This is a genomic window from Bradyrhizobium sp. ISRA430, assembly GCF_029909975.1.
Taxonomy (GTDB): domain Bacteria; phylum Pseudomonadota; class Alphaproteobacteria; order Rhizobiales; family Xanthobacteraceae; genus Bradyrhizobium.
Genome location: NZ_CP094516.1, coordinates 2,085,065 through 2,109,684 on the forward strand (window position 1 = coordinate 2,085,065; position 24,620 = coordinate 2,109,684).

16 protein-coding genes are annotated in these 24,620 nt (G+C 62.0%); 1 reads left to right on the plus strand and 15 read right to left on the minus strand.

Annotated features, from left to right (window positions below; genetic code table 11):
* Positions 1–26: 26 nt before the first annotated feature.
* The 10 genes from pelG to MTX21_RS10545 all read right to left on the minus strand — a co-directional run bounded on the left by pelG (position 27) and on the right by MTX21_RS10545 (position 18,047).
* Positions 27–1,400 (minus strand): exopolysaccharide Pel transporter PelG, encoded by a 1,374-nt coding sequence (gene pelG / locus MTX21_RS10500; RefSeq protein ID WP_280964726.1) that lies wholly within the window; start codon positions 1,398–1,400, stop codon positions 27–29.
* Complete coding sequence (pelF, locus tag MTX21_RS10505; RefSeq protein WP_280964727.1) at positions 1,375–2,937, minus strand: GT4 family glycosyltransferase PelF; 1,563 nt, start codon at positions 2,935–2,937, stop codon at positions 1,375–1,377. Before pelF ends, pelG begins: the two co-directional genes overlap by 26 nt.
* On the minus strand, positions 2,937–3,851 hold the full coding sequence (locus MTX21_RS10510) for a hypothetical protein (RefSeq protein ID WP_280964728.1): 915 nt from the start codon (positions 3,849–3,851) through the stop codon (positions 2,937–2,939). Before MTX21_RS10510 ends, pelF begins: the two co-directional genes overlap by 1 nt.
* Positions 3,848–4,822, minus strand: a complete 975-nt coding sequence (locus MTX21_RS10515) for a hypothetical protein (RefSeq protein WP_280964729.1) — start codon at positions 4,820–4,822, stop codon at positions 3,848–3,850. Before MTX21_RS10515 ends, MTX21_RS10510 begins: the two co-directional genes overlap by 4 nt.
* Before the next feature lie 293 nt (positions 4,823–5,115).
* Complete coding sequence (locus tag MTX21_RS10520) at positions 5,116–6,027, minus strand: endo alpha-1,4 polygalactosaminidase (protein WP_280964730.1); 912 nt, start codon at positions 6,025–6,027, stop codon at positions 5,116–5,118.
* Positions 6,024–6,947: an NAD-dependent epimerase/dehydratase family protein gene (locus tag MTX21_RS10525; protein WP_280964731.1), complete on the minus strand. Its 924-nt coding sequence runs from the start codon at positions 6,945–6,947 to the stop codon at positions 6,024–6,026. Before MTX21_RS10525 ends, MTX21_RS10520 begins: the two co-directional genes overlap by 4 nt.
* Positions 6,940–7,737, minus strand: coding sequence for a sugar phosphate nucleotidyltransferase (locus MTX21_RS10530; protein ID WP_280964732.1), 798 nt, complete (start codon positions 7,735–7,737; stop codon positions 6,940–6,942). Before MTX21_RS10530 ends, MTX21_RS10525 begins: the two co-directional genes overlap by 8 nt.
* A gap of 369 nt (positions 7,738–8,106) precedes the next feature.
* The gene (locus MTX21_RS10535) at positions 8,107–10,017 is read right to left on the minus strand and encodes a hypothetical protein (RefSeq protein ID WP_280964733.1); all 1,911 of its coding nucleotides are present in this window, start codon (positions 10,015–10,017) and stop codon (positions 8,107–8,109) included.
* 110 nt (positions 10,018–10,127) lie between these two features.
* Positions 10,128–16,958, minus strand: coding sequence for a VCBS domain-containing protein (locus tag MTX21_RS10540; protein WP_280964734.1), 6,831 nt, complete (start codon positions 16,956–16,958; stop codon positions 10,128–10,130).
* Positions 16,959–17,369: 411 nt separating this feature from the next.
* On the minus strand, positions 17,370–18,047 hold the full coding sequence (locus MTX21_RS10545) for a response regulator transcription factor (protein ID WP_280964735.1): 678 nt from the start codon (positions 18,045–18,047) through the stop codon (positions 17,370–17,372).
* Positions 18,048–18,833: 786 nt separating this feature from the next.
* Here MTX21_RS10545 and MTX21_RS10550 point away from each other — a divergent pair.
* Positions 18,834–19,526, plus strand: coding sequence for a response regulator transcription factor (locus MTX21_RS10550; protein WP_280964736.1), 693 nt, complete (start codon positions 18,834–18,836; stop codon positions 19,524–19,526).
* A 139-nt stretch (positions 19,527–19,665) separates the two neighbouring features.
* On the opposite strand, the gene MTX21_RS10555 is transcribed toward MTX21_RS10550, so the two are convergent.
* Genes MTX21_RS10555 through MTX21_RS10575 form a run of 5 tightly spaced genes read right to left on the minus strand, consistent with a single transcriptional unit; the run spans position 19,666 to position 24,610 of the window.
* Positions 19,666–20,433: an SDR family oxidoreductase gene (locus MTX21_RS10555; RefSeq protein ID WP_280964737.1), complete on the minus strand. Its 768-nt coding sequence runs from the start codon at positions 20,431–20,433 to the stop codon at positions 19,666–19,668.
* The gene (gene ugpC / locus MTX21_RS10560; protein ID WP_280964738.1) at positions 20,430–21,539 is read right to left on the minus strand and encodes a sn-glycerol-3-phosphate ABC transporter ATP-binding protein UgpC; all 1,110 of its coding nucleotides are present in this window, start codon (positions 21,537–21,539) and stop codon (positions 20,430–20,432) included. Before ugpC ends, MTX21_RS10555 begins: the two co-directional genes overlap by 4 nt.
* 8 nt (positions 21,540–21,547) lie before the next feature.
* Positions 21,548–22,405: a carbohydrate ABC transporter permease gene (locus MTX21_RS10565; protein ID WP_280964739.1), complete on the minus strand. Its 858-nt coding sequence runs from the start codon at positions 22,403–22,405 to the stop codon at positions 21,548–21,550.
* Positions 22,398–23,327, minus strand: a complete 930-nt coding sequence (locus tag MTX21_RS10570) for a sugar ABC transporter permease (RefSeq protein ID WP_280964740.1) — start codon at positions 23,325–23,327, stop codon at positions 22,398–22,400. Before MTX21_RS10570 ends, MTX21_RS10565 begins: the two co-directional genes overlap by 8 nt.
* Positions 23,324–24,610, minus strand: a complete 1,287-nt coding sequence (locus tag MTX21_RS10575; protein WP_348637477.1) for an ABC transporter substrate-binding protein — start codon at positions 24,608–24,610, stop codon at positions 23,324–23,326. Before MTX21_RS10575 ends, MTX21_RS10570 begins: the two co-directional genes overlap by 4 nt.
* Positions 24,611–24,620 lie beyond the last annotated feature (10 nt).

A 24,620-nucleotide genomic window follows, 5' to 3' on the forward strand; every position in this document is an offset into this window, starting at 1 on the left:
GCGAAAGTTACATCCCTGTCGACTCCTCACAATGACGGGTTGTTGGTGACAAAGGCGTGGAAGTGCAGCCAGGACAGTTCTTTCAGGACGAGGCTGAAGCCCACCAGAAGGCTGACGGCAGCCGCAGCCATGTTTCCGTAGCCGTAGAAATCCGAACCGAGGGGCAGGAACGCCAGAGTCAGAGCGGCGTTGAGCACGAGGAACGTGAGCACGATGAGCAATGCCGGCCGGCGCAGATCGAGATGGAGCAGGAACGTGAAGCAGAACATCGCGCTGGTGTAGAACGCCATCGAGCACAACGAAATGCGCAGCGTGCCCATGTAGGCCGGACGCAGGCCAAGCTCCGGCATGAATACCAGGGAGAACATGATCATCATTCCGGCAACGATGGCGAGTGCCGAGAACAGCGCGAACATGCTCGACAGTACGTAAGTCCCGACATTGCTGACGATCTCATTCAGCTCACGCAGCGTCGCGCGCTGTTGCATTCGCGTATGATAGTTGTGGGTCATGACCGAGAACCGTGTCTCCACATGGACGAAGAACACCGCAATGACCGGAATCGAGGACAACTGCGCCCAAAACATCGCGGTATCGTAGCTCGGCATGGTCTGCAGCGCGCCGGCTACCACCAACCCGCCAGACGGCGCGGCATGCCACATGATGATCTTGTCGATCCACAGGCCGCATGCATATGTGAGGCCAGCCACTGGCAGTTCCCAGTGCCTAATCAAACTAGCCTTCAACTTGCCATCGACGACTATACTGCTACCGAAGCGATACACCACGTTGCCAAGCATGATCAGGTTGATGATCGCGAAGCTGCCGTTGAATGCCAGCAGAAGCGCTGCGGCTCGCGGCTCGTGCAGCGCATTGCCAAAAAGCACCATCGAGATCGCGCCTGCGCCAAACGCAACCAGCACGGCGTTGTATGCCCGTACCCCACCGAGGAACGGTATCAGCAACCACGAGCAGCCGATCATGATCGCGTTCTGGATGCTTACCACCTTCTCGGTATCGTCCAGCGTGGTTGCAAAAATGTAGAATGGTGCAACACTCACGAGTGTGAGCAGGCTGAAAGCACCGACCGAAACGACGAGCGCGAAAAACACGTTGTCGCAGCATCCGCCCTGTACCTGCTGCGCCACAAACCGGCCACACAGGAACGCAAGCGGGCTCGTAACGATCAGCGCATACATCGAATTGTAGATGACGACGGAGCGGAAGATCGTCAGGTCGATGCAGTTCCCCGTGCATTCGGTGCCCAGACTGAACAGGCCGAGGACGGTGAATATCCAGGGTCCGGCGACGAGCAGCGCGGCATATGTGTAGGCGCCAAACACGCCCGACAGCGTCCCGCGCCGTGTCATCGCCTCAATGGTGACGTTGATGCCGGTCATGATCGCTCTGGCCATCGGAAACGGATCGCGCCGCGAGATCGGCGTAAAGTCCTTCATACAGAGCCCGGACGCGGTCCTTATGGTAATAATTGGCGACACGGCGGCGCATGACGTCCGCCATGTCTGCCTGCATGTTGCGGTCGCGCAGGACAGTGGCCAGTGCCTCAGCCATCGCCTTGGGATTGCAGGGCTCGACGACGAACCCTCCCCGCCCCTTGACCGGATCGCCGTCGAAGCCCTCGAGGATCTCGCGACACGATCCCACATCGGTCGACACGATCGGAATCCCGATCGCGGCCGCTTCCAGCACGGCGATGGGCTGGGCTTCGCTAATGCTCGATAGCGCCAGCACGTCGGCCGCGGCGAGGTAAGCCAGGACGTCCGGTACCCTGCCAGGAAACTGCATCGACGAGCCGACCCCAAGCTGGTCGACGAGCCGGTGGCAGCTTGCCGCATATTCGGGATCTTCGTCCTCCGGTCCGATCAGAATGGCCACGACGTCTGGCACCAGCTCCTTGAGCAGCGCGACGGCCATGATGAAGCTTCTGACATCCTTGATCGGCACGATGCGGCCAATCATGATCACCGTCGGCGGCCGTGGCTTCGTGCTTTTCGGGACAGCCGCGAACTTTGCGACGTCGATGCCATTGGGGACGATCCGCAACTTCTCGTCAGGCGCGCCGTCATTGCGCTGGAAATTCTGGTTGGCACGGTACTGCGTCGTGATGACGTCGCCGACGTCGTAGCTGATCTTCGAGAAGGACTTGAATGCCTCCAGCCAAGTGGAGCGCAGCTCGATCGGCTCGGCCGTCACGTAACCGCCGGCGCCCGAGTCAAACAGCCAGTCGGACACCGCGAGCTCGATCCGGCGCTCGTTCGTGTAGATTCCGTGTTCGGTGACCAGTAACGGCGCTTTCGCGGCCACCCGGGCATAGCTGCCCACGATCCCGGCGAACCCCGTTGCCACCGCGTGAAACACGCGAGCTGGTGGCAACGGGGTCGTGATCACGGCGAGCACGCTGCACACGAGGAAGCGCCATGACCAAAAGAAATCGAGAAGCGGACCATTGGGCAGAAGGCTCTCATAGGCCTCCTCCATCGCGCGCCAGCCTTCCTTGGAATCCAGCAGGGCTGCCCGCCCGAAGCCTGTGATCCGCACGAGTTCGATCAATTCTGCGAACTCGTCTCCGTTTCCGGTGGTCAGCGCGCTCCGCAAGCCCTTGAAGATGCGCTTCAAGCTGTCCGCGTCGCGCGAGGTCGGAATGCGGCCGCGAGGACAGACGTCAAGGAGGATGTCGGTGACGCCAAGGACGTTGTCCGGGAGCACGAAGCTGCGGCGCCGTGGCTGGCTGGAAATGCTGATCGCAATGACGTGGAACGTCAGGGTCGGCGAGGCGCGCATCAACGCGTCGGACCATGACGCCACGCCGCCGAGCACATAGGGGTAGCCTCCTTCGACGATCAGGCAAACGTCAGCCGTGCCTGTCGCTGGCGCGGGTGTCGAAACGGTCTGATGCGCGGATGACGACGACGACATCACGTTCTCCGGCTTGATAGTTGGCGCCGCGCGGCGTCCAGGCGATCGGCAGACGCCTGATCGGCGGGATCCAGCTCCGTTGCGCGCGACAGGTCACCGACGGCAGATTCGATCTGTGCACGCGCCTGCTCGCCTTCCAGCAGTCCGCTCGCGGCGTAGGCAAGACGGGCTTCCGCGAGATTGCGCCAATTCAGGGCCGTCAGGGGGTGCGCGGCGGCTGCGGTCTGGCAGGCGCCGACCTTGCCGACAAACACGGCGTGGAGCTTGGATATGACGGTCGCCGCCAGCACGCGCACCGACGCGTCCGAGTCGCGCAGGCCGCGCCTCAGGACGCCGACCAGCCGCGTCTCGAACTTCCGCCAAACGACGCCTAATGCCTCGAGCTTCGCCGGCTGCGATCCATCGGCAATCGCGTCCATCAGGGGATGGATAAGAGAGGCACCTTCAATGCGCATGCGGTGGTCGAGCAAGGCGATGTGGACGCGTTCGCAGTACTCGACCTCGGTATGCTCCGCTGTCATCCGCACAATGCCTTGGTCGCGCGCCATCCCCAATTGGAGCGGCGACGAGAAGGCAACAGCCATGGCAACGAGCGTTCCGAACGGCCCCGCCACGGCCGACCAGGCAACGATCTGAAGCGCCGCAAAGTAGCGATTGCCACTCCCGGCGCGACGCGCGCGCCACACCAGAACCGCCGCCAGCGCCGCGCTGCCCAAGACGTCTGCCGCGATGTAAGTCCCCAGCTCGATCTGGCCGTCGAGGAGCGCGCCCAGCAGCGCGATCTGACACGCGAGCAGCGCAATACCGAAAACGAGAAGCCAGCACGTCGATCGGATAAGGCAGCGGAGGCGCCGCACGAACTGGCCAATTCCCCTTCGGCCGACCGTGAGTTGGAGGGCCGCCGCGGACGTCATGACTGCTTCTCCGGCGCTGCATCCGGGCACGCGTACAGAATTGTCGCAAAGGCGCGTCCGATCTCGTCGGCGCGGCGATAGAACTCGCTTGCATCACGTGATTCATCCAGGTCGCAGACGATCACCGCCAACTGCGCCGCGGCATCACCGGACGGCGGCACGCGAACGACATGACGCTCGAGGCGCGGCTCCAGGTCGCTCGCGCTAGGGCGGAGTTCGCGACTCTCGTCCTCGATGATCATGGCCTCGACTGCGAGAACGGAAAGGGACTGCATCGACCCGGTGGGGCGGATGTTGTCGTCCGCGATGGCCCACACCGGCACGTAGCCGCCTCGGTCCCTCAGATAGACCGCCATGGTTGAGGCGCCGGTCGCGACGCGAAACAACTCGCCACAGCTCTGCGCTGCGGACCGCCGACTGCTTAGATCGATCAGTGCGAGGCTTCGCGAGAACGCCGCTGCACTGCCGGTTTCGAGTGCCAACCGGCGTTCAAGCGCGTAGATCTCGATGGCGGCGCGCTCGATGCCGCCGCTGAGGTCGTTGGCGCGCCGACGCATGGCCGCGAGCTGGTCGGCCAGCTCCTGGAATTGGTGAATGTGCAGGTTGCGCAGGCCGCCGAGCACAAGGGCCGTCGCCAGCCAGGTTGCGGGCTGGACCGCGACCATCCGGGCATATGCGTAGTAGTCCTGGACCGCAGAAGGCGGCGACAATTGAGCGAGGTATATCGCGGACGCCGCAACGCTCGCGATCAGGCCGCCGTTGACACCGTACTGGCAGGACGCCAGCAGGACCGGAAGCCAGTAGGGATGCGGCAGCCCGAGGACGTCGACCGTACCGAGCCAGTGCTGCAAGGCCGTGATGACGCCAAGCATCGAGAACGTCTCCAGGAGCAGCCTCCGCCACTCCTTGAGCGAGAGAATTTCGAGCAGGGGCAGCTCCCGGTGCGGCACGCCGCCGTCGCCGGTCTTCACGCTTCGATCCTCAGCGCGATTCCTCACAGAGGCCGGAACCGCCAGATCACTCTTGATCGAAGTGCTCGACATGACCGGATACTCACCAGAGAGCGCCAGCGGCCTGACGATGCAAACTCCTTTTTCAGGCCACATGCGATCATCGCGCAAAGCACGCATCTGACGGCACGTGCGAGCGCCTGATCACTGGTGTAACGGCTGATTTTGGAGAACGCCAACCAAGAACTCTGACCTGTATCAGATCGCCGTCAGCGCCATCGGTGGCCGGTCTTTCTCGCGCGACTGTCCGGAAATCAGCGATTCTCAGGCACGATCAGGTCCAGCGATCGCGTCGCGACGTAGGGATGATGACCAAGCTCGCGTTCCCGACGATAGATTTCCGCAATCGTGCTGGCGTCATCGGGATTCCAATAATCGAGGCTCAGAATCGGCAACGGCGGATTTCTGCGCGTCGCGGGCTGGAGCAACTCCAGTTGCAGGTCGAGCTGGTGACGATCGACCCAGATAAAGCCTTCGCCACGAGGCCCGGGTGAGGTCATCAGGCTCTCGGCAATCACCGCGTCGATCTGCCCGGCGAGATCCGGCAACAAGGCATAGCCCCTGTTCATGATCAGCATCATGTCCGGCCAGCGGGCACGGATGGACGCCACCAGCTCGATCGCGGCAGCACGCATGCCGCGATAGCGGACCGGGTCCCGGCTTTCGAGATATGGCGGCGTGTCGAGAGCATCGAACATCAGACCGGTGAAGCCTTGCGCTGCGAGCGCCGGGATCCGAACGTCCAGAATGAGCGATCGCCACGTCGGATTCCTGATATCGACCCGGTGGGTCCCGGGCCAATCCGGATTCTCCGGAAGCAACGCCGCGGGATCGAGCCGCGCGACGAGCGGATCCGACATCCTGATTTCCGCCAGGCTGAGATATCCGCAAACCTTTCCGCCAGCGTCGGCGACCAGGCTGATCGAACCCTGAAACGCAGGGTCCAGCACCACAATGTCGTAGGTTGCCAGCACCGCCTCCTCGGCTGTCGCTCCGTAGAATGCCAGCCAACGTATGGGTTTCGGCGCAACGGCGCTTGCCTCGATCGAGCGGGCTGCTCTGGTCCCCGCAGACAGGAAGGCTGCACCCGCGGCCAGAAATCGTCGGCGTGTCGGCCGACGTAGGCCGGCTGCGAACCGGCCGATCAAGGATCGTGCCTCGATCATGACACCCGCAATGCGCGTTGTTCCATTGCGCGAGATATGCGCGCGATCACGCCTTGGAAGTCGGTCGGCGGTGGCGGACAGCCGAGCTTTTCGAGCAGATCGGTGCTCCCGATGATGGTGCGCGGCTCGTTGCCTCGTACCCGCGACCAGTCCACCTCGATGTCTACCTTTCGCCCGGAGAAATCGATCAGCATTTCGACCAGATCGCGCAGAAGCGGCGCCTGGCCGCTGCAGATGTTCACGACGCCGCGAACATCCCGCCTGTCCGCGAGCTGGCACAGCAGCGTGGCAATGTGCTCGACGTCGATCATGTCCCGCCGCACGTCGATGTTGCCGACATGCAGCGTCCCGCAATGGCCCGGCATGGCCGCAATCTGGTTGGCAAAATCCCCAATCGCCAAGTGCGCAGGCATATCGGGCCCCAGCGCATTGAAGATACGCGCCACCAGCACCGGTGTGCCGGTCGCATCGCCGTAAGCAAGCGCCGCACGGGTCTGAGCCTGCTTGCTGACGCCATAGGGTGAAAGCGGTGCGCAAGTTGCCGTTTCCGGGACGGGTTCGCCGTCCCGGATTGCGCTGCCGTACTCCGCGGCACTTCCGGCCATGATCAATCGCGGCCGCAGACCCGTCCGCTTGAGCGCCCGAAACAGGGCACGGACCAGATCGGCATTGGTGTGCGTAAGCTCGGCGGGCGTTCCGCGCGCCTGCCCTGCGAGATGAAAGATGCAGTCGGGCTCCGCATCCTCGAGAGCCCAGTCGAGAGCTGCTGAATCCCAGGATGCATCGTCAAGGACAACATGCGTGACGTCGGCCGCCGGCCGGCGACCGATCGTTGTGACGGCCACGCCGCGCTGGCGAAGCGCGGCGACAAGATGCCGTCCGATGAAGCCCTGACCGCCCGTGACGACGGCGCTACGCATGACCCAAAAACGCCTCGCGATCTTCCTCAAACATCTTCTGTGCAAGTGCAAAGTCGTCGGGTCGACCGATATCAAGCCAGACGCAATCGTCCTGATAGCAGACGACGTTGCCGTTACTGCCGTTGATCTTCAGCAAGAGATTTGGCATGTCGAGATAATCGACGTTGGACACGTGAGGCCGCACCGCCTCGCGCTGGAGGATGTAGACACCCATGCTGACGTGATACTTGCTGGTGGGCTTCTCGCGGTACGCGCACATCCGATTCCTGGCGTCGAATTCGATCAAGCCGAAGTCGATCTTGTTCTCGCGCTCGTAGACGCCGACCGATGCGTCGGCATTTTCGGCGATATGACGCAGCGCCATATTCCTGAGGTTCATCGTGGTCAGGAGATCTCCATTCGTCACGAAGAACGTATCGTCCAGGTGAGGCAGCATGTTGCCGAGCGCGCCTGCGGTGCCCAGCGGCTTGTCCTCATCGCTGTAATACAGCTTCAGTCCGAGATCCGAACCGTCGCCGAAATAGACCTCGATCAGATGTCGAAGGTGATTGACGGCAATGATCACCTCGCGCACGCCAGCGGCTCTCATCCGCCGGAGAAGGAGCTCCAGGATTGGCATATCGCCGAGCGGCATCAGCGGCTTAGGAAACAGGGCCGAATAGGGATGGAGGCGTGTCCCTTTCCCTCCTGCCATGATCACCGCCTGGCGGACGATAGCCGGTGGCTGCTCGCAGATAGGATAGGCGTGGCTGATCGCAGACCGAGATCCAGGAAAGGAAAGCTCATTCATTCGCCGTCTCCATAATTGCGGCGACGGTCACCCTCACATTCGCGATTGGGGCGGGGTGCCGCCGCATGCTGATGACGCATAGTTTCGAAATTGGTCACGCCGCAGGAACTTCGCTCTCGTCGACGTTCCAGCAGCGCTCGAAATCAGGAAATGTCTTTCGATGATCACCTTTAATGTCATGGATTTTAACTTATCGAATGCACCAACGGCCAACGCCAATATCTGATTTGCATCAGATGGGCTTTGAAGGCCCCCTTCCTCTTGCCTGCATCGCCCTGCTCGCTGCCACAATCGTCCTCAACCAGTCGGCGATCCCGAAGAGCAGAGAGCCAGACCGTCTGGTCACGATAAACCGTGCCGGCTGCGAGACTATTGCTCCTGCGCGCGAACGGGCTCGACGCAGTTCATATTGATCTCGACCGCATTGATCGCGCTGGCCGGAACGACGAACTTCAAATTTCCGGCATTATCGGCGTCCACAATTTGCTGCCAGACGTCCTCGCCCGCCCGAGTGACCTTGATCGTGTAGTGTCCGGGCACGGCACCCGACCAGAGAAACGAGCCACTACCGTAGCCGCGCGCCTCGAAACTCGCCGCACATGAGCCTTTCACGAGGTGACCGATGAGCCATCGGCTTTCGACCAGAGACAAGCTCCGAGCGCCTGTGCCGGCCGGGCGTAGAACGACAGTGGCCTGCTCGAACGTCCGGTCGAGCGCGACATAGAGCGCGGCGCCGGCCCGCTTTTGCCCTACGACACCGACACTGCGCTCAAGGTCCACTTCACGGTCATCAGCGGCGTCGAACCGGATCGTCTGCAGTTCGCCGCGATTGCTAATCCGCCAGGCCTCACTGCCTACGCGATCTATTCGCGTGCGGAAGAACCCGTCGACTATGGCCGCATAGCCGTCCACCGACACGGGGCTGAGGGCGCCGGAATTCGCCTCGCGCAACAGATCCCTCACCGAACGCAGCGGGGCCGGATATTCGCCGACATAGGCATGATAGCTCACGGTGAACGGCTTGAGGCGACGTGGTGCTTCCGTGTTGAGAAGGGTTTCCTTCAGCGCAACAAACCCATTTTGACCAATCGGCCCCTCCTTGATGTAGTAGCTATCATCACTGACCGGCATATTGATGATCTGATCGGGGCTTGCAGCGGTCAACGGCGCAAGGTTTGAAATCGACGGATACTCCGCATCGAACCGTGAGAGCGTCGCGCGCAGATGGCGTTGCGGCAGAACGATGTTTCTGGAGGCCAGCAGGCGTTCCCGCAGGATTTGCGCCTGCCTGGCGCTCCTGCCGAAATTCGTGCCCGCCTCCTCGCGAAGTTCGACGGTCGTCGACAAGCCGTCGAACGGTTCGATCAGGTCACGTAGGACGACATCGCCAGCCGCCAGAGAGTTTTCCCGGGCGTCTTCGATCTTGCTCGATCGGGTCCAACCTTCATTGTCGAGCACACCGAGGAATAGCCGATTGCCCGATGCGGTTGTCACATCAGGCACCGGCTCGCCATTTGCGTCGAACGCCGCAGCAAGGAACGCAAACGGATTGAGCAGCCACCTGCCCTGGAACAACGGGGGGCGTTGATGGCAGAACTCATACCCCAACGCGGCATATCCGCCTCGCCCACCGAGCGCCACGAGAACCGCCGGTCTCCGTCCGTCGGAGGGCGGCGTCTCGAGCATTAGTCCGATCTGCGTACCGGGTCCGCTCGCCGCAATGACCGGATAATCGGGGATGACCGGGTCGAGGCGGCACTCGAACTCGATCAGGCCTGCATCCCGGTACGCAATGCGCGTTCCCAGCGTCGGCCCGATGGTGTCACCGGTGTGTCGGATACCGAGTCCGCTGAGCAGCCGGTTCACCGCCAGAAGGTTGGCCGAGTCCGGCGTAACACCGATGTCGCCCAGAATGACGTAGCGCAGGTTCTGGCGCGAGACTTGGTTCGCCCAAGCGAGATAAGCATCGCCGTTCGCAACCGGTCCGGCGAACCAGGTGATCACGCCGCGGTAGCGCTCCATCTCGGCCGGACTTGGCAACCCTGTGCCAATGTCTCGAAATCTGACGATGAAGCCCAGATAGTTGAGCGGCAGTTCGGCAAAGCGATGAATCCGCGAGAGCTCGGCACTGCCCTCTTGCGCGCCATCATAGAGCGCGAGGATCTCGCGCTTGACCGGCATCGGCTCCTGCGTTGCGGCGGCCAGCGCACCACAATTGGCAAGAACGGCTAAGAGACCGGCTGCGAGCAGGCCTAAGCGAAGACGTGCTGAGATGGCCATAGCTCGCTTCCACGACGTCCCTTGCCCCAACGCATTGTGGGCATATTCCGGTGAGCAGGCAACGCGTTCTTTCCCTCCTTGTGCACCACCCTCTTCCTCCAAGTCCGTCATCAGACCAGATGGAAGTCGACAGAAGCGCCTGCCTTGAGCGTTGCAAGCGTCACATTGTTGAGAGTGATCGAGTCCGTCGGATCGACCGTAATCACCACATTGGCGCCCTGCTGCGCCACCGTGACCAACCCGCCAGCGGCGTTTTGGGCGGTGCCGTTGACGAGTGCGGTCGCGGTGGTGCCGGCCATGAACATCGACAACGAGAGCTCAAGCACGTCGTGACTGGCGTTGGTGCCGTTTGCGAGAAAGTCGGTGATCACGTCCTTGCCGAAGCCTGCCACGTATACGCCACCGGCGGTGCTGGGGTTGACCGGCGCGAAAACGAAGGTGTCGCTGCCGTTGCCGCCGGTCAGCAGATCGTTGCCAGCACCACCGATCAGCCTGTCATTGCCACCTCCGCCCGAGAGCGTGTCGTTGCCGGCGCCCCCGGTGATGGTGTTCGCCAAACCATTGCCGTTGCCGACGAAGTTGCCTGAGCCGGTGTAGGTCAGGTTCTGGACGTTCGTGGGCAGCGAATAACTGGCCAGCGAGGTCATAACCGTCGAACCTGTCGCACCGGCTGTCTCAGTTACAATGGTCTGGGCATTGGTCACGGTGAACGTGTCCGCGCCGCCGCCTCCTCTAAGCGTAACGTTGGCGAAGCCGCCATCGCCGAGTTGATCTGCGCCCGTCCCTCCGGTGATCGTTTCTCCTGCGGCCGTCGCCGTCGAGCTGAAGCTTCCCGTTCCGGTGTAGACCAAGCGCTCGACATTGGCCGAGAGCTGCAGGCTCGGCAGGTTCGTCTGCACAGTATCGGTGCCCTCGCCGGGATCCTCCTGGATCACGGTGGTCGCACTGCTGACAATGAAGGTGTCGTTACCGGTACCTCCAATCAGGGTGATTCCGGTTTGACCGTTGTCGCTCAGGATATCGGCGCCGGCGCCGCCGTTCAGGGTCTGATTGACAGCTCCAGCCGTCAGTGTATCGGCGCCTCCTAGACCATTGATGATCGCGCCCGGCGATGTGCTGGTCAGGTTGTCAGAAGATCCCGTTCCGTTGACGATCACTGCGGCGGCAAGCTGCGCCGCGGTCATGACCAGACCGTCACTGAACTGGAACAGTTCGACATTGGAGAACGTGGCCGTGCCATTCGGCGAACCTGATCGCGTGTCCGTAAGCGTGATGCTGCCGTCCGAATTTGTGGTTTCGGTATATTGGCCGAGCTGGCCGCTGAAGATGGCCGTATCGGTTCCGTCGCCGCCGTTGATCCTGCTGGTCCCGTCAAAGCCGCTGAAGGTATTGTCCGAGGCGTTGCCGGTCACGGTGACGCCGGTGCTGCCCGTGTACACGAAGTTCTCGACGTAATCCGGCATCACGAAAGTGGAAAGATTTGTCCGGATCGTATCCGTGCCTCCCGTCGCCTGCTCGATGATGACGTCGTTTGTCCTGGTAACGATATAGGTGTCGTTGCCGGCTCCGCCGATCATGGTGTCGATGATACTGGCGGACGCGGTCCTGCCGGCATCGCGAAGCGTGTCGTTGCCGTCACCGCCGTCCAGGGTGGTGTTGCCGCCGGTGCCAGCCGTAAGAATGTCATCGCCGCCGAGGCCAAGGATCGTCTGCCCCGCATTCGCTGTCGAGGTGCCGGTCAGAGTATCATTGCCGGCGGTCCCGATGATGAAGCTGCCGTCCACACCCTGGATGTTGATCGTCAGCGTTGCGGAGGATTGACTGCCATCCGCGTCCTTGATGGTGTAGTTCAGCGTGAAGAACAGGTTACTTGTCGACGTCAACGCCTGCGTTGCTGCACGGTTGCTGTCAAGCGCATAGCTCCACGTGCCGTCGTTGTTCTGCACCAGCGTGCCGTAGGTGTTCAGCCCAGTGATCGCCGTCGCATCGTTCGCTCCCCAGGACACGAAGCTCAATGGCGCATCCGCCCCGGAAGCGTCGTTGCTGAGCACGTTGCCCGTCAGCGGAGTGAGGCTGCCTTCCACCACGGTGGACGGGCCATCGTTGACCGCCTTCGGCGTGTCATCGACCGCCCGGATCACCAGGTTGTCGCTGGCCTTCGCGCCGGTGGATCCATCCACTGTCAGCAAGACGCTGTCGTTGTACCCTGTCGCATCGACAGTATCGTTGCTGCCGGCGGGCACCGGGGTGGCATTATTGATAGCTGCCGACAGCGTGTAGCTGAAGCTCACCGTGCCGCTGAGGCTGTCGCCGGTGTAGCCGGTCAGCGTCAGATTACCTTGGCCCGTATTCACGACTTGGTTGGCGGCGGCAAAGGCCTCGATCTGCGCCAGCGTAAAGTTCGTCCCGCCGACCACGAGGTCCTTGATCCCGTCGCTTGCCGAGATCGCGAAGCTGCCCGTCGTGGTCGCGCTGCCCGACCCCGAGCCGTTCGGAGCGAGTCCAGCCTCATATACCGTGGCGTCCGGGCCGGTCGCCTGCGCCGTCACCACCGCGGCGGCGGCGGTGGCGTCCGCACCCGTGATGGTGATCGTCAGCGTCGACGACGATTGATCGCCGTCGGCATCCGTCATCGTGTAGTTGAGCACCTCGGATAGAACATCTTTCGATGTCAGCGCCCGCGTCACCGCACGGCTGCTGTCCAGCGTGTACGACCAGGTGCCGTTATTGTTCTGAACCAGCGTACCGTAGGTGTTCAACGCGGCAATCGTGGTCGCATCGGCTGCACTCCACGAGACGAAGCTGTCCGGCGTATCCGCACCGGAGCGGTCGTTGGTCAGCACGTTGCCCGACACCAGACTGACGCCGTTCTCCACCACCCCATAGGGGCCATCGGCGACCGCGGTCGGCACGTCGTCGAGCACCCGGATCACCAGGTTGTCGCTGGCCTTCGCGACACCGCCGACGCCGTCGACCGTCAGCAAGACGCTGTCGTTGAACCCGCTCGGATCGACGGTGTCGTTGCTGCCGGCGGGCAGAGTGGTGGCATTATTGATCGGTGCCGATAGCGTGTAGCTGAAGTTCACCGTGCCGCCGGAACCGTCCCCGGTGTAGCCGGTCAAGGTGAGAATGCCTTGGCCGGTGTTCACGACCCCGTTGGTCGTGCCAAAGGCCTCGATCTGCGCGAGCGAGAAGGTCGTCCCGCCGATCACGAGATCCTGGATCCCGTCGATCGCAAGGATCGTGAAGCTGCCCGTCGTGGTCGCGCTGCCCGACCCGGCAGCCGAACCGTTCGGACTGAGCCCGGATTCGGACACCGTCGCATCCGGGCCAGTCGCCTGCGCCGTCACCACGGCGGCGCGGTTCAGCAACTGCGCCTCACTGAAAGTCCCGTTCCCGAACCGATAAAACTGGATGTTGGTGTCGGTGTCCGTGCCATCGGGAGAGTTCGTGCGCAAGTCGGTCACGGTGAAAGCACCGTTGCTCGTATTCAGCGCGAAGCTGTAGTCGCTCGTCTTTCCCGAATAGACCGCGGTATTCGTGCCGCCACCGCCGTCGATGACGTCGTTGCCGCCGCCGCCCGTGATGACGTCATCGGCAGTCCCGCCAAAGATCCAATCATTGCCAGCGGAAGTGACCGCGACCGCACCGTCGGAGACCGCGACATTGTGCTGGACCGCCAGCCCCTGCGGGCCGTTCGGATTGATCGCCAGCGCGCCGTCGTTGAATGTCAACTTGAGATCGCTTCCGCTCAGCGTCGCGGTCGGCGCGCCCTGGATCGACACGACATTTGCGCCGGGTGTCTTGACGTGGACGTCGACGACGCCGTCGCCCGCCATTGCAAACGACAGATTCGATCCGTCGCCGGTCACGGACAACAGGTCGGCGCGCATCGGCAGCAGGTCGATATGCGTGACGTCGTCCTGCGTGGTGCCGAGCGTGACGGTGAACTGGCCGCCGCCGTAAGGCAGGAAGATACTGTTGCTGTCGTAGGCGTACCAGTTGCCGGCATTCTGGATGACCTGGCCGGTGGCGCCGTTGACGACGTTCAATGCCATCGCGCCCAGGTCGGGCGCGCTGGGATCGGGTGTGATCGTCGCGGTGATCGTGTTGCCGCTAGTGGTTTCCGACAGCGTTGCCTTTTGTTGCGCGGCAATGCGCGCGGCCAGGTCCTCCGAGGTCACGAACTCATAGCCCGCGTTGTAGGCATAGGCGATGAAGTCGGTGAACATCTGGGTGGTGTAACCGGCTCCATGGCCCGCCCCGCCGGTGCCGTTCGTATCCCAGTCGGTCGCACCATAATCGTGCCAGGGCCACACGACGATAGGCGTCTGCGAATTTGCCGAGACCTGATTGAACAGCGATTCCCAGTCGGCGAGGGCCTGGTCGACCGTCTTGTGCTGGAATTCGATCTCCGTGAAGTCGAAGGTGATGTTCGGAGCGATGTAGACCGAGCCGGTGTGGTTCGGGTCGATGTAGCCGAACGCGTTCGGATAGCCGGAACCGACGCCGGTCCAGCCGCCGTTCACATAGCCAGTGAGGCCGCCGCCGCTCGGGTAATATTGCAGGATATTGGCCGACGTTCCGATAGTGTCGTTGGCGCCAGGCACCGCTGCGCCGGCGACCTTGATGCCGAGATTCTGATCCAGAAGCGTATTCGACTGCCCGAACTCGTAGGCAAAGGTCCAGTTCGGCGCATTGGCTGGCGCGCTGACATAGAGCGTGTTGGTGTTCTCACTCCAACTGGGGTCCGGTGGATTGATCAGGTGGGTATACGAGTGGCTGCCAATCTCGCTGCCCATGGCCATGATCGCCTTGTAGTAGGGAGCGGAGACGGCCCAGTTGGTGGCCTCCCCTTGGGCAGGATGGTCGCCGATGTTGGCATAGAACGAGCCAACGAAATTATACTGCTGCTTCCACTGCTGCAGGATGGGGATCAGAGCGTCGTAGATGCCCGGGCCGCCGCCTTCAGGCGACACGTCCGACAGGAATTGGGACTGATCGAGGTCGGTGCGGGAGTCGACGATACCGGCCATCCGCGTGATGTCGATCGTCAGGCTCGGCGTCGTGCCGAACACGGCGTTCTGAATTGCATGTTGCAGCAGATTGCTGTCGCCGAGCATGCCCGTGGTTCCAAACACGGTGTTTGTGCCGCCCGTGGTGGTCTGCACGACGCCAGCGATTGTGCTTCCGCCCTGGATATTGATGTCCGCAAGGACCGTGGCGGGCTGCGTCACGCCGGCGAAGCTGAGATAGCCCGTGTTGGTGTAAAGGCCCTGGGTTGTTCCTGCGAATTGGCCGCTGGCGCCGCCGATCGGTTGGCCCGCGGTATAGCCGCTGACCACAGGATTGTGATTGGCGAGCGCGGCCGGATCTGCCGTGACGGAATAGGTCGCCGTACCGGACGAGTTCAGCGCGACGTTCAGCAGCGACTTCATGTTGGCGTAGGAATCGCCGGGGAGCGGCGCGCCGGTCTCATTATTGGTCAGGAAATTGCCAGCCGTAATGATCGGCACATGATAGTCGTAGACCACGTGGGTTAGCGCGCTGACGATCGCCGACACCTGGCTCGACTGCACGTCTTCCATGCTCGGGAAGATCAGCGCGCTGTACTGCGACAGCTTCGCGACATTGGTCAGGTCGGCCTCGGTCAAGAGATCATAGGAGACGCCGGCAGCCGCCGCCTGATGCTGCGCCGCCATGAACAGATCGGCATAGGCGGTCTGACCTGCCGCTGTACCGCCGAAATACAGGGCGGCCGTGGTTGCCGAATAGATGATGGCGACCTTCTTGACCGTGTGGTCTACCGGGACCAGCGTCGAGGGATCGGTGATGGTGTATTGCGGGCCGCTGAAACCGGCAGGAAGTAGGGCCGCACCATTGTTGACCAGGACGGCAAAGTCGATCGAGGTGGGCGCGGTACCGCCGGCGGGCGCCAGCAGCGCCTGCGGGATCGCCAGTTCGACGCTCTTGCCATCGGCCGACATGGCGAAATTGAGCGGCGCGCCATTATTGAGCTTGGTCTCGATACCGCCCGACGTGATCGAATACAGATAGGGCTTAAGGAGATTGTCGTCGCTCCGGTCAAGCTCGAACTTCACCTCATATTCCGCTCCGATCGCGCTGCCGAACACCTTGAAGCCGGTTGCAGAGTTTTGATCCGTATTCAGATAGATGACGGTCGATGATCCGATCACCTGATCGGTCGCATCGGTCGCTTGAATGCCGATTACATAATTCTTGCCGAGTGTCGCATCGTTGATCAGGGCGCCGTCGATCTGGTAGTTCGCGACGGTGTTTCCCGGCCTCTCGAGGGAATCGGCCGCCGGCCAATCCGCAAACTGACCATCGAGCGTGATCACGTTTCCGATCGTGACGGGGCTTGCCGGAACCGAGGGATCGGTGATGACGTAGAGTGGCTCGGTGGTGAAACTTCCCGGCAGAGCTTCCCCCGCGCCATTGTTGACCAAGACCGAGAAACCAATCGAAGTGGGCGCAGTGCCGCCCGACGGCGTCAAGAGCGCCTGTGGGATCGCGACCTCGACACTCTTTCCGTCGCCGGACATACCGAAATCGAGCGGCGCATTGTTGTTGAGCTCGGTCCCTGCGCTGTCATACAGGTAGGGGCGCAGCTTGCCGTCCGGATCAAGGTTGAACTGCACGTAGTACTCGGCGCCCACGCCGCTGCCGAACACCTGCTTGCCGGTTGCGGTGTTTCGATCCGTATTGAGATAAATGAGCGTGAAGGCGGCGAGGGCCGGATCGGTAGCAACCGCCGCCTCGATGCCGATCACGTAGGTCTTGACCGCCCCATCAGCGAGGAGCGCACCGAAGACCTGATAGTCCGTCACGCTGTTGAGAGGTGCTTCAACGAGATCGGCCAGCGTCCAATCGCTGAAATCGCCGTCGAGAGTGATCCGGTTTCCAATCTTTGTCGGCATGGATGTGATCCCTCAGATTAGATCATCGTGCCGCAGCAATTGACTCGCATGACCGCGTATTGCGGCGCGATGTATTCGCAAAGGGCCTGAATTGTTCGAAATTGCGAAATGCTGAGATCTTGACGGACAGCTAAACCCCGCCTCCCGGTTTGATGCGCCACTACAAGGCCAAACGGGTGACGTGTCCAACGGGAAACCCTGTTGCGCGTCAGAGTTTCCGGGCGCGCTCGCCGCCGTGACACCGGCCGGCATTCGCGCATCGCGTTCCACGTCATCGCACAGCCACGGTGCGGTCTTGACGCGACGTCAATTGTCGCCGAGAGCGACGAAGATGCCGCCGCGCGACGCAATGCCGTCGGCTCGATGAACACGACAGAATCGGAGGGATGGGCTGCTGGCGACGAACGCTACTCAGCTACGGCGAAAGCGTGGCCGCCTCTTCTTTGGACCCAGTGCACTCGAGGTGCCGACCCGCGCAAGGGCGAGCGCCGCCAGCACGGTGCGATTGGAGACCTGGAGCTTCTGGAAGACGTGATGAAGGTGCACCTTGATCGTGCCATCCGCGATATTCAGCCGGCGCCCGATTGCCTTGTTCGATAATCCTTCCGACACCAGACGCATGATCTGGCGTTCGCGATCCGTCAGCGTCTTCAAGGCATTCTCCGAAGCCAAGTCGTGAGGCGCCGGACGCTCGGACAAAGGCAGTGGCAAGGGAGCGCGACCTTCCGCGATCCGGCGCAAGGTCTGCAGAAGCGCCTCCGGCGCTGTCTCTTTCAAGAGGATGCTGTGACCGTTGAGCGCAGACGATGCGACCAATTCGCCGTCTCGGTCCGATGAAGTGAAGAACACCAATCGCGTGTGAAGTTCTTCAGAGTTCGCAATGGAAAGAAGTTCGAGACCGGACAGGCCGGGCAGCGCGACATCGACGATGGCAATATCCGGCCTGAGATTGCGCAGCGCCTCTATGCAGCGCGCGCCATCACTGCAGGATGCGACGATTCTGAAGTCGCGATGAGCTTCGAGCAGACCGCTCAAACCCAGCAGCACCACCGGATGCCGGTCCGCTATGACAACGCTGATACGACCCATCTGGGCGATCCCCCACCTCCCCTAGCGTGATCAACCGCGCCCCAGCCCCGCTCATTCCGCAAATACTGCCACGTCCCCGCCGGCGGCGCATCTCTCGAAGGCAAAATCGGCACGGTCAACCGCCCCATTTTTGTGAAATAGCACACGAGGTTCGCCGGTTCTGTGAAGAAGGACACACAATCTATGTTTGTCGCAATGTCGTTAACTCACGCATGGGGAGTGCAGCACCATGTCTGTAGCGGTAACGTTATGCCGTCCGAAGTCGTGGCACCAACAATCGCCCTCGATCGCGCGCGATCGAAGCGACTATAACCAAAGATATATATGGATATCGGGAATTCGAATCTAACATTTATCAATTGCTCTACGAGTGCAGCGCGTGGAGCGTTCGAGTTCTGGCAAAATGAGAGAAGGGAGGAAGGCAGAGGAGAGAAGAGAGGACAGCCGTCGATCTTACCCGATGGACTGATTTCGCCACCAAGAACTGATTTCAAGAACCAATACTGATTTCAAGAACCGATATCGGATTTCAAGACGACGACATCATTCCCTCGATAAAGAGCCGGATGTCGACTGCCCCGTCTAGATTGTCATTGCGTCAAGGGCTGGGAGAGTAGAATGCAGAGGCGACGATTTATCGCAACGGTTGTTATTGGCAAAAGTGTATTAATAAGAGAGGGCATCGCTGGAATTCTGCGATCCGCGAATTTTCGCACTCTAAGCTCCGTATCATGTGTCGACGACCTGCCGCCGAGCAAGCTGCAGCCCCAGGATCAGCTAGCTCTGATGGTACACACGGGCGGCGATTTCGATGCGGTGATTGAGCAACTCGAACTGCTGCGGGATCGCAATCCAAGAGCTCGCATTGCGATCGTCAGCGATCACTATCGGTTGGATGAAGTGGTTGCGGCGTTTCGCGCGGGTGCCAATGGCTATTTCGTCGACGTCATGACGTGCGACGTCTTCATCAAATCCGTCGAACTGCTGATGATGGGCGAAACCGTTTTCCCGCAGGCATCTTTGATGTCGTTTGCGCTCGAACCCGGGAGCGACCCTCACCGAAAGCCAGAGCGGCAGGACAAGGGCCACCCCGGGCTTCCCGACGGCCAGATGGCACAGCAATTGTCGCCGCGCGAGAAGTCGATCCTGCAGTGCCTGATCGAGGGCGACTCGAACAAGTCGATCGCGCGCAAGATCGACATCGCCGAGGCGACCGTAAAGGCTCACGTCAAGGCGATCCTTCGCAAGATCCGGGTTCAGAACCGGACCCAGGCGGCGATTTGGGGGATGAACCACTGGTGTTTCGCGCGGCCGTCCAATGTGGAGGGCACGCCTACGCCTCCGACCGTCAAGATCGGCAAACGGCCGTTCGACACGCTCAAGGTCGCTTCCGACATCAAGCAGATCGAGGCGTCGCCTCCGATGGAGGTGCCCGCACCGCTGACGAACCATGTCAAGGTGCGCCGTCTCGGCAATTGAGCCACGGCAACACGTTGCAAGTCGTCCGTGCCGCCGGCGTCCTTCCGTGCCGAGATGCCGCGCTCGTTCTGGCTCAGTCATTCGCCGCATGGGATCCGCGTCCCCTCGCCGAACCCGCCGGATGACAGCAGTCGCCTGTCTAACCGAGGCCGCCATCGACCTGGAAGCACTGCCGCGTGATGCGCCGGCTCTCGTCGGACGCCAGGAACAGCGCCATGCGTGCAATGTCGTCGGGCGTCACCGCGTCGGGAATGGCCTGACGCGCACGTAGTTCGGCAATCTTCTGGTCGTCCGGAAACCAGAGCCGGCGCTGGCGCTCCGTGATGACCATGCCGGGCGCGATGGCGTTGACGCGGATGCGGTCGGGGCCGACGAGACGGGCGAGCGAGTTGGTGAAGCCGACGATCGCCGCCTTCGCCGCCGCATAAGCCGGCAGCGCCGGCGCGCCGCGCATCCACGCCACCGACGACATGTTGATGATCGACCCGCCGCCGCGCGCCTGCATCTGCGGCACGATCGCTTGCGCGGCAAAGAAGACGTGCTTGAGATTGACGCCGATCATCCAGTCGAATTCTGCCGGCGTCACTTCGGAGAGAATCTGACGTTGATCGTTGGCCGCGTTGTTGACGAGGACCGCCGCATCGCCAAGCGCTCGGCGAACCTGCGTCATGGCGATCCGCAAGGCCTCGATGTCCAGGAGGTCGCACGGCACGAACAACGGCACGGAGCCGGATGCATCCGCGACCTCCTCCACCAGAGCCTCGCCTGCCTCAGTATCAATGTCGAGGAAAGCAATGCGGGCCCCTTGAGCCGCGAAGGCCCGCACGAAGGCCGCGCCAATCCCGCTCGCCCCTCCCGTGATCAAGACGACACGGCCCGCAAGGCCGGAATAGCTCGTCTCGGTCATGCGATCAGCCGCTCCGTCTCGGGATCGAACAGGCAGATGCGGCGCGTGTCGAGTGCGAAATCGGCGGACGCACCAGAGCTGGGACGGATATCCGGCGTGATGCGCGCCATCGCGGGCTCGCCGCCGAGGCGCAGCAGCACGATCGTCTCGGCACCCGTGGGCTCGACCATCTCCACCGGCGCGCTAACTACGATGGGCGCATCGCCGGAAAATACCCGGCTGCCCTCGGCGATGCATTCGGGCCTGATCCCAAGCACCACCTCCCGGCCGATAAACGAAGCCGCCGCATCGTATCCCCGCAGGCGGAGGCGGACCTCATCCGGCCGCCCCGCGCCGATCACGACCACCGGTCCGCCATTCTCGGCTTCGAGCCGCGCCGGCATCGTGTTCATCGGCGGCGAGCCCATGAAGCGCGCGACGAACAGATTGGCCGGATAGCGGTACACGGTGTCGGGATCGGCGAACTGCTGCACCTGTCCATGATGCATCACCGCGATCCGCGTCGCCATCGTCATCGCTTCGATCTGATCGTGGGTGACATAGACGATGGTGGCGCCGATGCGTTGATGCAGGCGCTTGATTTCCATCCGCATCTCGACGCGCAGCTTGGCGTCGAGGTTCGAGAGCGGCTCGTCGAACAGGAAGAGCAGCGGATCGCGCACCAGGGCACGCCCCATCGCCACGCGCTGACGCTGGCCGCCGGAGAGCTGCGACGGCTTGCGACCGAGCAGCGGCTCGATCTGGAGCAGGCGGGCCACATTCGCGACCGCAGCATCCTGCTTCGCCTTCGGAACATGACGGCATTCCATGCCGAAGGTGATGTTCTGGCGCACCGTCATCGACGGATAGAGCGCATAAGACTGGAACACCATGGCGATGTCCCGATCCTTCGGGGGGATGTCGTTGACGACCCTTCCGCCGATTTCGACGGCGCCGGAGCTTTGACGCTCCAAGCCGGCGATGATGTTGAGTAACGTCGACTTGCCGCAACCGGATGGCCCGACCAGTACGGTAAACTCGCCCGGGCCAATCTCGAGGCTAATTCCCTTCAGCACCTCGATGGCGCCGAACCTCTTGTGAACATCGCGAATAGTGAGAGCTGACATGCGGGCCCCTACTTTACGGCACCGGCGGTAAGGCCGCGTACGAAGTACCTGCCGCCGAGGAGATAGACCAACAAAGTGGGCAGCGCCGCGATCATCACCGCGGCGCTTTGTACGCCATGCTGCGGGATGTCCGCGACTGCGGCGGAGAGCGCGATGAGCGCAGCCGTGACGGGCTGCTGTTGGCCGGTCGTGAACGTCACACCATAGAGGAACTCGTTCCAGATATGCGTGAACTGCCAAATCACGGTGACGATCAGGATGGGAGGCGAGAGCGGCAGGATGATGCGCCAGAAAATACGAAAGAACCCTGCGCCATCGATGCGCGCGGCTCTGATCAATTCATGTGGAATGGCGACATAGTAGTTTCGGCAGAATAGTGTGGTGAAGGAGAGCCCCTGAATCGTGTGAACCAGCACAAGACCCGCCAGCGTGTTGATGAGACCGATGTCCCGCAGCACGATGGTCCAGGGAAGCAAGCGCATCTGTTGGGGAAGGAAGAGGCCAAGGGTCACGATGCCGTAGATCCAGCTATCGCCGCGAAAACGCCAGAGCGACACGGCGTAACCGGCAACCGCACCGAGCACGGTGGAGATGATCGTCGCGGGAATCGTGACGAGCGCGGAGTTCAGCATATACGGCCGTATGCCGGCGCAGGTCTCCGCGACGCAGAAACCGCTCCACGCAGCGACGTAGTTGCTCCAGGCCCACTGCTTCGGCCAGCCGATCATCGAGGCCTGCGCGATCTCCTCGTTGGTACGGAGCGAGTTCAGCACGACAACAGCCAGCGGCGCGAGATAGGCTGCAGCGATCAATGAAACGACGAGATAGATCAAAATTCGGCTCGGCGCGAAGGTTCGGTCACGCATGGGCGGCCCGGCGTCGCTGGAAATATCGCCAAGCTGCATACGGCAGCAGCACTGCGAGAAGAATAAGCAACATGAGCACCGCCGCCGCCGCACCGCGGCCGAGGAGGCTGCGCTGGAACATAAGGTCGTAGACGACAAGGGCTGGCAACTGGGTCGCGATTCCGGGCCCGCCGTTGGTGAGCGCACGGACGAGGTCGAAGGTCGAAATGGCGAACTGAAGCTGGATGACGATCACAGTCACGGTGATCGGCCAAAGCGTCGGCAGAATGACGCGCCGGTACGTTCGGATCGGTCCAGCGCCGTCGATCTGCGCGGCCCTGATAAGGTCGGCGTCGACGGACCGTAGGCCGGCGAGGAAGAGCGCCATGGCGAAGCCCGAGGATTGCCAGATCGCAGCGATAACAATGGTCCAGATTGCCATGTCGCGGTCGACCAGCCAGTCGAACCGGAAGGAGGTCCAGCCGAGGTCGTGGACGAGCTTCTCGATCCCAATGCCAGGATTGAGAAGCCAACTCCAGACGGTGCCGGTGACGACGAACGACACCGCAAGAGGGTAAAGAAAGATAGACCGCAGCACGTTCTCGCCGCGAATACGCTGATCGAGCAGGATCGCAAGCACGAGGCCGGTCACCACACTCAGCAGCACGAAAGCACTGCCAAACAGCAGCAGATTGTTGAAGGCGATGTGCCAGTTCCGCGTCGCCATGACCGCCGTGTAGTTGCGCAAGCCCACCCAGCCCGAAACCGGGACAAGAGTGGATGGCGTGAACGAAATCCAGATCGTCCACAGCGCAAACGAGACGAGATGCCCGGCGGACAGCAGCAGCGGCACCCAGATCATCAGATACTCGGGCAGCCGGCGCACCACCCCAGAAATCGCCGGATGGCCCGGGCGCGCTGCCGCGGAGAGAGCGTCGGTCAACGCGCCCCCTCGACGGCCTCGGCGAGGCGGGTGACCGCCTGCTCTGGCGTAATCGTCTTGTTCTTCACGTACTCGGTGATCACGTCGATCATCGCTGCGGTCAAGCCGTTTTCCTGCGCCATGTTGTGCGCGAGGCTGAGGACGGCCTGATTGTTGGCGACAGCGTCCTTGAGCGCGCTTGCGGTTCGCCGTTGACCGTCCGACCAGCCGGCACCGGAAAGGTCGACATCGGTGCGCACGGGGATCGATCCCGTGATCTGCGAATACATTGTCTGGATCGCCGGATCCATGACAAGCTGTGCCATCAGCGTCTGGCCGGCCTGCAGATCGGGCTCGTTGCGCTGCCAGAATATGAAAGCATCGGCATTTAGCAGGAAAACCGGCTTGGTATTGTCGCTGGGGCCCGGCGCGATGATGAAGTCGTCAAATTTGAAGCCGGCGTTGCGCAACACGCCCTGCGCCCACCCGCCCTGGATCATTATGCCCATATCCCCGTCGACGAAGCGCTTCAGGTTGGTGGAATAGTGTTGGGCGCCGATGTTCGGGTTCATCCAGTCGGCAATCTTGCGCACCTGTGCGAAGGCAGCCCTTATCTCGGGGCCCTTCAAGGCTTTATCGTCGAGGTTCATGATGGCTGCGCGGTATGAAGCGGGACTGATGCCGGCGAAAGCGGCCTCGAATTTCTGCCCATCGTCGGGGCGGGTGCCACCGTTGGCGATCGGATATGTTATTCCGCCCGCTTTCATCTTTTCGGCAAGGTCGTTGAAGTCGGCCCATGTGGCGGGGATCTTGTCGGCTTTGGCTTTATCCATCGCGCGTTTGGAGAGAAACAGCATGTTCGTGCTGTAGATCTGCAACGGCAATGAGATCCACTTGCCTCCCGGCTTATGTAATCGTGCAAGGTCTGGAGCGACAACCTTTTCATAGCCGGCGGCAGCGACAAGGGCGTCGAGATCGACGGTCGGGGCAATCTTCGACCAGGCCGCAATCTCGGGGCCTTTGAGCTGCGAACAGGCCGGCGGATCGCCGGCCATGATCTCAGCGCGTAGCTTGTTCATCATCTCGGTGGTGAACCCGGGGACGGGCGAGTGCTGCCAAATCCCGCCCTTCTCCTCGAATTTCTTACCGAGCGCAGTGATGGCCGCCCCATCGCTGCCTGCAGACCATTGCGAGATCACGGTCAGGCGCGGCTTGACCGCGCTTTGCGCACGGGCAAAGGCCGGCAGTGCCAGCGTGGCAGCAGATCCAGCGAGCATATGACGCCTTGTTGTTGTGATCGGCATGGCAGGTTCC